Here is a 13,350-nt window from a genome sequence, read left to right as displayed (position 1 = left end):
TTATAGTTTATGAGGTGTAAATGGATAGTCTTCTTGTGCGTATACTACATCGTATAATTGTTGTAATTCAGGATATGGAGATTCTTCAGCGAATTTCACACATTCTTCAACCAAGTCTTTCACTCTTTGATCAATTGCTTCAATTTCTTCTTCTGTAGCATATTTTTGATCCATAATTACATCTAAAACTTGTGTAATAGGGTCAATTTTTTTGTACTCTTCAACCTCTTCTTTAGAACGGTATAATTGTGCATCAGACATAGAGTGTCCTCTGTAACGGTACGTTTTCATTTCAAGGAAAGTTGGTCCGTCTCCGCGACGAGCTCTTTCAATTGCTTCAGTCATTGCTTCAGCAACTTTTACAGGATTCATTCCATCAACTGGTCCGCAAGGCATTTCATATCCTAAACCAAGTTTCCAGATGTCAGTGTGATTTGCAGTTCTTTCAACAGAAGTTCCCATTGCATAACCGTTGTTTTCAACGATAAATACAACTGGTAGTTTCCATAGCATAGCCATGTTAAAAGCTTCGTGTAATGAACCTTGTCTTGCAGCTCCATCACCAAAGTAAGTCATGGTAACACCGCCAGTTTCAAAATATTTATCAGCAAAAGCTAAACCAGCTCCTACCGGAATTTGTCCACCTACGATTCCGTGTCCTCCGTAAAAACGGTGTTCTTTAGAGAAAATGTGCATAGAACCTCCCATACCTTTAGAGGTTCCTGTTGCTTTTCCTAAAAGCTCAGCCATTACACGTCGAGGATCAACGCCCATACCAATTGGCTGTACGTGGTTTCTGTAAGCAGTAATCATTTTATCTTTGGTCAAATCCATAGCGTGCAAAGCACCTGCTAATACAGCTTCCTGACCATTATATAAGTGTAGAAAACCTCTAACTTTTTGTTGAATGTATAATGCTGCAAGTTTGTCTTCAAACTTTCTCCAAAGCAGCATGTCTTCGTACCACTTTAAATATACTTCTTTTGTAACTTCTTTCATCTGAATTCTTTCTTTTGCTAAAGTTGTTTGTGTTATCAATTGTTGCCTATAACGCAAAATAGTTTCCTCCCACAAATTTGCGCCCGAAAGGTCGGGATGCAAAAATAAGACATTACATTTAAGAACTAAAATTTAAACGCTACTTTTTGGCTTTTTTTTACAAGAACTTTTTATCAAACATAAAAGGAAGCAAATTTTTTAGGGATGCTGATTGGTAAACTTCGCCTATTTCACCCATGAAATAGATTTCTATAGGGGTCTCCTGCTTGATTTCGTATTCTGCGATTGATTGTCGGCAAGAGCCACATGGTGGAATTGGAGCTGTAGTTTTATTCGTATCTGAAGCTGCTGTAATGGCCATTTTTAAGATTTTAGCTTCCGGATAAACGCTGCCGGCATAAAAAATGGCTACACGTTCAGCACATAAACCTGAAGGGTAAGCTGCATTTTCCTGATTTGAGCCTAAAACTATTTTTCCATTGTCTAAAAGTAATGCTGCACCAACTCTAAACTGAGAATAAGGGGCGTATGCTTTTTTGCGAATTTCAACAGCCTGATTCATTAAATCCTGAATTTCAGCTGAAAGTTCTTTTAAATTATCATATACTATAAATGATGATGTAACGCTTATTTCTTTCATTATTTTTATGGGAAAAAAAATCCAAATTCCTAAAAAATAGAAATTTGGATTGTTATTGTTTTTTTATTTTGTCTTTTTAATATTCTTCGTATTTGTCGCCAAAGTTAAACGTTAAAGAAAAACGAAGTGTATTTTCTAACGGATTTTTAACTTTTGAAGTTGAGAATAAATAAGAGACATCGATTTTTACGATATTATATTTGAAACCAGCGCCTAAAGAGAAAAATTGTCTTGCCCCTTTTTGTGGGCTTTCATGGAAATAACCTGCTCTTACAGCAAATGAGTCCTGATACATATATTCTCCGGCTACGCTATAAGTGATTTCTTTTAATTCTTCGCTAAAGCCATCCGGAGCATCTCCAAATGATTTAAAAATTCCTTCAACCCAACCTATATCATTGTAGTTGTTGTAATTGATAGTGTTGGCTTGTTCCTGTGAGATGTCTCCCGGATCTGTAAAATCTCCATCTCCGTTTGCATCGACTGGTGTTCCAGGTCCCGGAGGAGTAGGTACTAATAATTTGGCAAATTCAACACTAACACCAACTTTATTATAATCATCTAATATAAAATCGAAACCACCACCTAAACGTAAATTAGCTGGTAAAAAGTTAGCACTCAAATCATCATTGTCATAACTGATTTTTGGTCCTAAATTTTGAATGTTAAAACCACCTCTCCATCTACCGTTGAAATCTGAGTATGCAATTTCTTCTGATTGATAAAATCCGGCAACATCTACAGCAAAAGAGCTAGCCGCAGAAGCATCAATATCTTCTGAAGCTATTTTTAGATTGGAACGAATATATCTTCCCGCAACGGCCATAGAAAATTTTTCGCTAAGTTTTAGAGAGTAAGAGCCATCTAAAGCAAATTCGTTTGGTGATACTATCCTTGCAGCTTCATTAGGATCTCCTGTTGTTCTTAGTTCGATATCTCCAAAGCCAAAATAACGAAAGCTTCCTGCAAAGGCACTTTTTTCGTTAATCCTATTATAATAGGTTAGTTGACCAAGTGAAATATCATTGGCTAAATCTGTTAAATAAGGTGTGTAACTAATTGAGAGACCTTGCTTGTCTAGCGCAAAAGCATATTTCGCAGGATTCCATTGTTGAGAATAAGCGTCAGCGGAAGTTGCTACACCCTGATCTGCCAAACCTGCTGCTCTAGCATCAGCGGCTACTAATAAAAATGGAACTCCTGTTGTAATAGGTCGATCTTGGGCTTTAACGTTTGCAACAATTAAAAAACAAAGTAATAAAAGTGATATTTTTTTCATTTATAGGGGTAATGGTATTTATGATACAAATATATATATTATTATAATATGACAAGCTTTTCGTACTTTTCTGCTTTTTTATTTGTTAAATTTGATTTGACAGTAAGTTTGTAAATATAAACTCCTTTTCCGATTCGGTCTCCAAAATCATCTTTTCCATCCCAGGTTATATCTCTTGATAAAAAACCTTCAGTAGTAATGATTTGATTTTTTGTCCATACCACTTTTCCGGTAATAGTCATTACCTGAACCTGTACATCCAGAGGTTCGTAGGGTCTGTTATGTGAAAACCAGAATTGAGTATAAGTTGAAAATGGATTCGGATAATTAAGAACGTGGGTTAATGTCAATGATTCATCTCCAACTACAACAAATTGTATTTCACTTGTAACGGGATTGTTGTAAACATCCCAGGCTGTGAAACTTATTGTGTGCATACCTGCTGACAGATTTCGTAACGGAAAACGTAAGTTTCCATTCGTATAATCGTCTAATTTTGTTTGATAATAATCATTCAAAATGTACGGATTGCTTACATCTCCATCTAAAATGGCAACAATATCGTGACCAATTCCACTCGCGGTATTTATACCATTTTCATCTTCTAATAGCGCCAAAAGAAAAGGTGAGCTATTCGTAATGCCACCTGAAACAAAGGTTTCGTCGTTCATATATAACTTCACTTTTGGACTTATATTGTCCTGAGGTGCATTTTCATTTATTCCCCCAATTTTAATAATGTTACTGTAGCCTGATTGATTTTCTAAAAGCTGATTCTTTTTCGAATAAAAACTAATTTTTCCATAATCGACAGGAATCCGGATGTCTCTCGGGACAACAAAACTAAATTCAAACTGACCATTGGTTACAGTAGCATTTCCTCTAAAAATAGTCTCTCCAAGGGTTTTGAATGACATTGCAGGGCTATATCCATCATTATTTAAGGTTGAAGTTGTAATTAATTTATCAAAAATTGCTGTAGCTAATTCACCATTATAATTACTTAATAAAGTGTTGTTTTCATCTGTAATTTCACCTGTAATTTTAATTTTTGAAAGCGATTTAAGGTCTGGAATTGGTTGTGAAATCACAACATCGTTTACTTTTGTTAAATTTATTCTTGGTTTCGGAATCGCCAACATCAAAGCGGGATCTCCAATGTAAAAAATAACATTACTGGAATAACTTGGATTTTCATTTTTTGAAATTCGAAGTGCTTCTGCAATAGTGGTATATTGATTTGAGCCATAAGAAAGCAGGTTTTTGCTTAAATTATCATTGAAGTTTTCGGCATTAAACTGACCAATTGCCCGGATCGTAGTCAGCATCGAAATGGCACCTCCTTTTGGATTCCAAAAAGTATATTCACCAGCGGTTGGTCTTGTTGGATCATCAAATCTTGAAAATTCGCATGTAATAGTGATGAATAAAGGATATTTATATTGATTATTTAAGTTTTGACCATCTGATTTTTCCCAAATTCGCTCACTTGCCAAACCATCTTCACCACCATGTCCTAAATAATTAAAAACTAAAGCCCCTTTTTCAAAAGCATTAAAAAGATCAGTTCTTGCTTTTGGATATCTTGATCCTCCTGCTGAAGCTTCCTGAGTATAAGAATCTAAAATAATTTTGTCAATATTGAAAAACGGTTTTTCAGTTGCAATAACATCTGCTAAACTATTTTGACGTGACTGTAAAGAAGCGTCAGAACTTTGGTCTGAATCATCACTGACTAAAACAACGTTATTTCTCCAGTTCCCATAAGATTTTGTATCGTGATATTCCAATACTTTATTAACCATTTCTCCGGCCTGAGCATTGTCTGAAACCAACATCCTTCCGACGGCTATATCAATTCCGCCAAAAAAAGAAATGATATTTCCTTCATCCGGATCCATGAGTCCGTAAAAATCATCAGAAGCAAATGAAGATTCTCCAATTGTGTTACTATTTAAGGAGTGATATATAGGTACAATATTCGTGTTATTCCAAATCCGATCCTTATAATCAAATGAAGCATCCCCGAATAGATTTACATACTTTATTCTTTTTTCTGGCGAAGAAGCATTTTCATAAATGTATTTAATGCAATTTCGGATAGCTGCAATGTCTTGTTTTCCTGAAGAGAATTCCTGATAGATATTTTCTAATGCAATTACCTTTGTGTTTAAATTAGAATAAGTGCGATGAAAATTAGCTAATTTTTCAGCCTGGGAAATTAAAAACTTTGGAGCAATAATTACATAATCGATATCCTGAAAACTATTTTGGGTATTTTTAAAAATGGTTCCTTTTAGATTCTGATTAGTAATTTTTGATTGATTCTCTTTTAAAGGAGTGAAATAATCTGCCGGATCAATGGCAATATATTTTCGAATTTCACCCAATGAAGCCTTGAAGCTAAATGTTGCCTGATTTGAATTTTCTATTTTTGATACATTATATAGGTCTGTGATGTCCCAAATTTGAGAAATGCCTGAGGCGTTTCCAATCGTATAATTTACAATTCCGGTAGTCGAACCGGCTAAATCATATTGAAATTTAAATTGTTTTCCGGTGCCTAATAATTTTCGTTTGGCAATTAAATTGATGTAATCCAGATATCCTTTCGATCCCGGAACTCCGTTATTATTATAGGTGAGTTTTATTTTTACGCTTTCAGACCCTGTAAAAACAGTATTAACAGGTAGTTTTCCGGTGTAAAACTTTATGTCTGAACTTGAAACTAATGCATTGAAATTAATAGTGCCAATACTTTGACCATTAGCGGCAATTGCAAATGAAGTAGGAGTAAAGGCAGCTGATGCGGCGCTAACTTCAATTTTTACTGGTATAGAAACGTCAAGATTTGGGAAAGTAAACGAGAATTCCTGCTCTTGATTAATATCAAATGATTCCCCGAACCATTGACGCCCCAAATGAGCAATATTGGTCTGGTCGATCTCGTGAGATTGATAGTCATCAAACGTATTTAACTCAAGAGTGGTATTTGCAGAAGGCTGATTCAGGTTTAGAATTCGCTTTCCATCTCCGCCAATTACTGTTATATAATAATATGATTTGGTGTCGAATAAATTGAGGTTTGTTTGACTCTCTGTATTCCAGTTATCTGTTCCCTCGGCATAAAAAAGAATATAATCTTCATTATTAAAAACACCATCTGACTCGCCAATAATCTGAATAGCATTTTCAATTAAGTCATCCGGGTAATAAGTGCTGTTTATTAAAGGAAGCATTCTTCCTCCATTGCCATAAATTTTGATTCTTTTAGGGTCAGCTTTGGAAGGATCAAATCCTAAACTTTGCAAAAATGCTCTTGAAATTTTATAAACACCTGATCTTTCGATGTAAAAGCGATACCAATCTCCATTAGCTAATACTGAATTTTGAATGAGATTTGGTTTTTGTGTGAGATAAGTACTGTTATTTTTGGATGCATTATTGTTTAGATTATAAGAAAATGATCGAATTCTTTTAAAACTGTTTCCTTCTTTAATAATAGGTGAAAGTGAGATGAAAATTTCCTTTTTTTCTCTTGAAGAAGCGATTTTTAACGTTTCATTTGGTTTTTCAGGGATGTTCGCAAGTGATAAATCACCTAAGTCAGAGATTGAAACGGATTCATAAATAATGTTGGAAATTTGAACAGAAGAACTGTTAGAATAATTAGATTGATTCAAATTAAGCAATAATGTTATGCTTTTCTTTGAAATATCATACCTGAAACTATTGCCTGAAAAGTAAGGTACGATCGTTTTAAAATCGCCAAAACTCATTTCTTTTTTAGTTTGCCAATCTACTGTAAAGTCCCCATTTATTTGGGAAAATGCTAAAATTGGAATCAGAAAAAGATATAAGATTAGGCTCTGTTTCATAAGTTGAAAAGTAGAAATTATTTTTAAATTATTTTACTAAGTAAAAATATAGTATTTCATGTTATAGTAAATAATAAAAAGTATATTTTTGCGTTCGTAACTATAGGTTATTTTCTGGTAAAAAAACAGTGAAATAAAATTATTAGAACAGATGTTGCTAATTAAATGTTAATTATTATATTGCAGCACCTAAATTTATCACCTAAGAATGAGTATGAAAGTAAACAAAATTGTAGCCTTGCAATTAATGATGTCAATGGTATTGATGTTAGGCGCGGCTAGTTGTAGCAAAAAATCGAGTTCCAGTCACGCTTCTCGAGCAACAGGTTGGGACGTAGATAGTCAGAATGGAACTTCTGCCAGAAATGCAGGGAAAAAACAACAGGCTGGTCCTGGTTTAGTTTTTGTTGAAGGAGGTACATTTACTATGGGTAAAGTACAGGATGATGTTATGCACGATTGGAATAACACGCCAACTCAACAACACGTTCAATCATTCTATATGGATGAAACTGAAGTTACGAACGGTATGTACTTAGAATACCTGGAGTGGTTGAAGAAAGTTTTTCCTCCAACAGAAGAAAATTACAAAAATATTTACGAAGGAGCATCGCCAGATACTTTAGTATGGAGAAATCGTTTAGGATACAACGAAACGATGACTAACAACTACTTAAGACATCCTTCTTATGCAAACTATCCTGTAGTTGGTGTAAACTGGATTCAGGCAGTTGAATTTAGTAAATGGAGAACTGACCGTGTAAATGAAGCTGTTCTTGAAAAAGACGGATATCTTAAAAAAGGTGCTAAAACTACAGATGTAAGTGCTGAAAGTTTATTTAATACTGAAGCTTACCTTGCTTCACCTTCTACTACTTATGGTGGTAACGAAGAATTGGTATTAAAGAAAAATCCAAACGGAAGAAGACCAAAAGCTAATAAAGATGGTGTAGTAGAAGAGAAAAATGTGTACGCACAACGTTCTTCAGGAGTTATTTTACCAGAGTACAGACTTCCTACTGAAGCAGAATGGGAGTATGCAGCTGCAGCTGATGTTGGACAAAGAGAATATAATATCTATAAAGGACAAAAGAAATATCCTTGGTCCGGAGATTATACACGTTCATCAAAACGTAAAAACAAAGGAGATCAATTGGCTAACTTTAAACAAGGAAACGGTGATTACGGTGGAATTGCAGGTTGGTCTGATGATGGAGCTGATATTACAAACTCTGTAAAAAGTTATGCACCAAATGATTTCGGATTATACGATATGGCTGGTAACGTAGCGGAATGGGTTGCCGATGTTTACAGACCTATTATTGATAATGAAGCAAATGATTTTAACTACTACAGAGGAAATCAATACGCTAAAAACAAAATTGGTAAGGACGGTAAAATTGAAATCGTTTCAACAGCAAATATAAAATATGACACATTAAGCAACGGTAAAGTTGTAGCAAGAAATCTTCCGGGAGAAATTGCTCAGGTTCCAGTTGACGAACAAGAAACATATTTGAGAACAAATTTCAGTACAAGCGATAATATCAATTATAGAGATGGTGATAAACAATCTTCAAGATATTTTGACTTTGGAGATTCTGAATCAGGACCAAAAACAGATCAGGCAATGTATAATTCTCCTAAACATAATATCACTACTGATAGTTTAGGTAAGATGACTAGAAAATATGACAACTCTAGCAAACGTACTACTTTAATAGATGATAAAGTAAGAGTTTACAAAGGAGGTTCATGGAGAGACAGAGCATATTGGTTAGATCCGGCTCAAAGAAGATATTTCCCTCAGGATATGGCAACAGATTACATCGGATTTAGATGTGCTATGTCTAGAGTAGGTTCAAAAGCTGAAAAAAGAAAATCGCCTAGAAACTAAGTTTTAGAAATTTCAATAACAAAAATTCCAAATTCCAAAAGCTGAACATTTCAGTATGGAATTTGGAATTTTTTGTGTTTATTTTTTTCTACTTTTACGGTCTATTAAAAATTTTATAAATGAATATTCAAGAAATTCATAACCTGTTTTTAGAATGTAAATCTCTTTCAATCGATACAAGGAAAATTGAAAAAGATTCTATTTTTTTTGCTATCAAAGGCGAAAATTTTGATGCAAATACTTTTGCGAAGCAAGCACTTGAATTAGGAGCGTTATTTGTTGTTATAGACAATGCATCTTATTTTATAGATAAAAGAACTATTCTTGTTGAGAATAGTTTAGAAACGCTGCAGGAATTAGCAAAATTTCACCGGGCTTATTTAAAATTGCCCATTATTGCCCTGACAGGTAGCAATGGAAAAACAACAACGAAAGAACTTATTAATGTTGTTTTATCTAAAAAATACAAAACGAAAGCGACAATAGGAAATTTGAATAACCATATTGGAGTTCCATTAACATTGTTAAGTTTTAATACTGAAACTGAAATTGGAATTGTAGAGATGGGAGCGAATCATAAAAAAGAAATTGAATTTTTATGTGAAATTGCTCAGCCGGATTTTGGATATATAACGAATTTTGGGAAAGCGCATTTAGAAGGTTTTGGTGGTGTTGAAGGTGTAATTGAAGGAAAAAGCGAAATGTATCAATATTTGGCTAAAAATGATAAATTGGCTTTTGTAAATCTTGAAGATCCTATTCAAATTGAAAAATCTACAGGTATAAAATCTTTTACTTTTGGTGTGAACAATGATAAAGCTGACGTCAAAATCAAAAATATTACCGCAAATCCTTTCGTTGTTATCGATTATGATCAATTTAGTGTTCAGTCGCATTTAATTGGATTGTACAATGCAAATAATATAAATGCCGCAGTTTCTATCGGGCGGTATTTTAAAGTGGATGACGAAGCTATAAAAGAAGCAATTGAAAGCTATATTCCGGAAAACAACAGGTCTCAATTATTAAAAAAGGGATCAAATCAAATTATTCTGGATGCTTATAATGCAAATCCGAGTAGTATGGCTGTTGCTGTTGCCAATTTTCTTCAATTGGATAGCGAGAATAAAGTGATGGTTTTGGGTGATATGTTTGAATTGGGAAGAGAAAGTCAGCAAGAACATAAAATCGTTGTTGATTCATTATTAAACCAAAATAAATCAATCTGTTATTTGATAGGAAAGTCGTTTTACGAAAATAAGATCTCAAATAAAAATATTCATTTTTTTGAAACTTTTGAAGGTTTTTCAAATCATCTGAAAACCATACATTTTGAAAATAATACTATTTTAATAAAAGGCTCCAGAGGTATGGCTTTGGAACGAACTTTAGAATATATTTCATGACACAAAAAGCCATTCGCGACAACGAATGGCTTTTTTGTTTCTTAGATACTCATTAGAAAACCAATTAAGTTTTCTTTTTTATTCAGGCCTAATTTTTTTCTTAAGCGGTAACGTGCCAGCTCAACACCTCCAGTCGAAATATTCATGATTTCGGCAATTTCTTTGGTTGACATGTTCATTAATAAGTAGGTTGACAAATCAAGCTCTCGTGGTGAAATGGTTGGGTATTTTTCTTTTAAGCGTTTCAAAAATTCAAAATGAACGTTCTTGATATGTTTTTCCAGATCTTTCCAGCTTTTGTCGGTATTTACTTCTTTTACTATGCTCTTATTTAGTTTACTAACTTGAAACTTCGTCGAATCATCAAGGGCTTCAACATCAATTTCTTTTAGTTTATGAATAATTCCGTTTAAGATTTTATTTTTCTTTACAACTTGTAAAGAGTTATTTACTAATTCTTTGTCTTTTGCTAAGATTTTGATTTGAAGCTTATCATTTTTCAGTTTTTCAATTTCTTTTTCAAGATCATATTGTTCTTGCCTGATTCTTGATTCTTTTTCAAGATACAGTCTTCTTTGTTCTATCGTTTCGTAATATTTGTTCTTTCTAATCTTCATTTTAATTCGGTTAGAAATAACATAGATTCCGACTATAATCAAAACAAAATAAAGGATAAGGGCTAAAAAATGCCTGTACCAAGGAGGGGAAACAGTGAATAATAGCGTAGACGGTTCGGATTGAATTCCGTAACTGTTTCTAACTTTCACATTCATTTTGTAATCTCCTTCACGAAGATTTGTATATTCTTTAATTGAAATAGTTGACCAATTGCTCCATTTATCATCAAAAGGTTCTAGTTGGTACGAGAATTCAACATTCTCCAGATTTTCGTAAGTTGGCGAAGAAAATGTGAAACGAACATGATTTGATGCATACGGAATTCGAATATTTTCAATTTTATTCTGATTATTACCTAAAATAATTGTATCACCCGGAAAAGAAAAACTTCGGATAAAGGCTTTCGGTTTCGTTACAAAGTTGTTCAGTAATTCAGAGTCGTAATGTGCTAATCCGTCGGTTAATCCTATAAAAATATTTTTAGAATCAATTGTGTTTACAGATAAGTAGTTACTAACCAAATTCCCTGTTAAATTTGAAAACGGAGCAACAATATTAGTATAATATTTATTTCGCTTCATTAATACACCTAAAGATTCATCAAAGGCATACCATAAGTTAGATTTGGAATCTTCGCTTAGCGCATTTATGATGGGAATGTTTTTGAATAATTTAGATAAGTTTTTGTCTTCATAGAACAAACCCTGTTCCTGCGAATATTTGTAGAAATGATTATTGGTTTGGAAGTATAGTTGGTTGTCGATTTTCTGAATGCTTCCTATATTTTTATATTTAGGAGTAAGTCTGTCTATTTTTTTGATAGATGAAAATCTTGTCAAATCATTGCTTAGAGACATTCTGTAAATCGATTCATCTTTTTTAAGCCATAAATAAGATTCATCAAGTTCAAAACTGTTTGATGATTTGTCAAAACCAATAAGCTGATTCTTGTATACTAATCCACCAGGTGTTTTTTCAAAAATTGCAAATCCGTCATAATTTGATCCTATAAAAAAGCCAGGTCGGTTTGGAATATTTTTAATGCCGAAGTAACCTTTAGAATCTATCGTATTGGTTACCCTTCCGCCTTTTATGGCTAAAGCACCTCTATTGTTCGAACAAATTAGTTCATTGTCTATGACTTGTACGTTCCATGATTGTGCAGTTGTTCCTTCTACAAGCTTAAAAGTGTCTGCTTTAAAGCTGTTGTTCCAGGCATGATAGAAAACACCCTGATTTGTTGCTACATATAAATTTCCTTCATGAATTACAGAAGCATAAACAGTACTAATGTCGTAACTGAAACCAAAGTAGGTAAAAGGCGATCCTTCATTTACAAAAGCAATACCATTGTCAAGACCTAACCATAGGTTGTTTTTATTGTCAATAAAGGATGTTAGAACGGTATTATTTTGCAAGCCTTTTTTGCGATTAAGATGTTGGATTATTTTACCATTAAAATCACAAATTGCAATGCCATCTAATACTGAGTTTAGAACAATAAAGTTATTTTTAATTGTAACTCCGCCCAATGAATTGTTTTTTTTGACAAAATTATTGGCTTCAGTATTCCATGGTTTAACCGTATTGTTCTCGTATATAAATAGCCCTTTTTCAAGGGTTATAATTAAGATCTTGTTTTTATCGAGAGCATACATCGCCCAGATTTCTGTGTTGTTGAAGCTGGTTGTGTTTGGTAAAGAATATAACTTTCCATTTTTGTATTCTAAAATTCCTTTTCCTTCATCCTGAAAATAGAGTTTGTTTTCAACTACAAATGAAAATTGAAATCGCTTTGGGGCTTCTAAAATGGTTAATTTATTGTTTTTAAAAATATAAGCTCTGGCAAAAGATTGAAAAATAGTTTCATTATTAAAGGTATGAATCTTCCAGATGAAGTCAATTATTTTGATTTTGTTTTTGTCTACGCTCTTAGCTAACGATGTATATTTAAGTTTTCCTTTTTCATTTGGTTGAAAATAACCAAATTCATTATAGCCACCTACGAAAATCTTGCCTGAATCATCAATTTTCAGACATCGTACAGAAGTTAAATTAGGCAGCGGATATTTCCTCCAAGAAGAACCATCAAATTGTAACAGGCCGTTATTATTAGCAAAATATAAGTTTCCATTTTTATCCTGTCCAATATTCCAGTTTTGTGTTCCTCCTTTGTATTCGTTTCGCTTGTAATTTCTTACATCAGGCAAACCAATGCTTTTAACTTGCCCAAAAAATGATATTGAGAATAATGTAAAAAAAGTAATAATAAAATATGATTTAATCAATTTCATAAATTTTCTAATTTATTTTGGTTTTTATTATGTAACTAATTATATATCAGTGTTTTGATGCATTTTTGTAATAACTATATCGAGATAGTAAGACGTTTTAATGATAAAAATAAGCAATCTAATACAAGTGTAGTGTTTATTTTTGCAATTAACATTTTGATAACATCTTTAATTTTATTTTTAAAATATTAATAATCAATAAATTATAAAAAAAATGATGTGTTTTTGTAATGTGATAAATTTTACTTTGATGTGTTTTTGTAATGAATTTTAATTGTTGATAGTAAAAAAATAACATTATTATTGCATCAAATTACTAATTAATTAACCAAAATTTTT

General features: G+C 32.9%; 7 protein-coding genes. 2 read left to right on the top strand and 5 right to left on the bottom strand.

The window, feature by feature from the left end:
• The 4 genes from pdhA to porU all read right to left on the bottom strand — a co-directional run bounded on the left by pdhA (nt 1) and on the right by porU (nt 6,796).
• Nucleotides 1-999, bottom strand: a complete 999-nt coding sequence (gene pdhA, locus IHE43_RS23235) for a pyruvate dehydrogenase (acetyl-transferring) E1 component subunit alpha (protein ID WP_192186083.1) — start codon at nt 997-999, stop codon at nt 1-3.
• A 157-nt stretch (nt 1,000-1,156) separates the two neighbouring features.
• Entirely contained in the window at nt 1,157-1,639 is a 483-nt protein-coding gene (cdd, locus tag IHE43_RS23230) for a cytidine deaminase (protein WP_192186082.1), read from the bottom strand.
• A 76-nt stretch (nt 1,640-1,715) separates the two neighbouring features.
• Nucleotides 1,716-2,918, bottom strand: coding sequence for a type IX secretion system outer membrane channel protein PorV (gene porV / locus IHE43_RS23225; protein ID WP_192186081.1), 1,203 nt, complete (start codon nt 2,916-2,918; stop codon nt 1,716-1,718).
• Between the two features lie 41 nt (nt 2,919-2,959).
• On the bottom strand, nt 2,960-6,796 hold the full coding sequence (gene porU / locus IHE43_RS23220; RefSeq protein ID WP_192186080.1) for a type IX secretion system sortase PorU: 3,837 nt from the start codon (nt 6,794-6,796) through the stop codon (nt 2,960-2,962).
• Between the two features lie 214 nt (nt 6,797-7,010).
• Here porU and gldJ point away from each other — a divergent pair, with 214 nt between their 5' ends.
• Together gldJ and murF are read left to right on the top strand one after the other, a co-directional pair.
• Nucleotides 7,011-8,693: a gliding motility lipoprotein GldJ gene (gene gldJ / locus IHE43_RS23215; RefSeq protein WP_192186079.1), complete on the top strand. Its 1,683-nt coding sequence runs from the start codon at nt 7,011-7,013 to the stop codon at nt 8,691-8,693.
• A gap of 119 nt (nt 8,694-8,812) precedes the next feature.
• A complete protein-coding gene (gene murF / locus IHE43_RS23210; protein ID WP_192186078.1) occupies nt 8,813-10,099 on the top strand; it encodes a UDP-N-acetylmuramoyl-tripeptide--D-alanyl-D-alanine ligase in 1,287 nt (428 codons plus the stop codon).
• A 41-nt stretch (nt 10,100-10,140) separates the two neighbouring features.
• Here murF and IHE43_RS23205 read toward each other — a convergent pair whose 3' ends face one another.
• On the bottom strand, nt 10,141-13,011 hold the full coding sequence (locus tag IHE43_RS23205; RefSeq protein ID WP_192186077.1) for a triple tyrosine motif-containing protein: 2,871 nt from the start codon (nt 13,009-13,011) through the stop codon (nt 10,141-10,143).
• Nucleotides 13,012-13,350 lie beyond the last annotated feature (339 nt).

It is taken from the genome of Flavobacterium sp. MDT1-60, from assembly GCF_014844035.1.
Lineage (GTDB): Bacteria > Bacteroidota > Bacteroidia > Flavobacteriales > Flavobacteriaceae > Flavobacterium.
The sequence above is the reverse complement of the archived record's forward strand: the minus strand, read 5'-3'. Positions and strand labels throughout refer to the sequence as shown.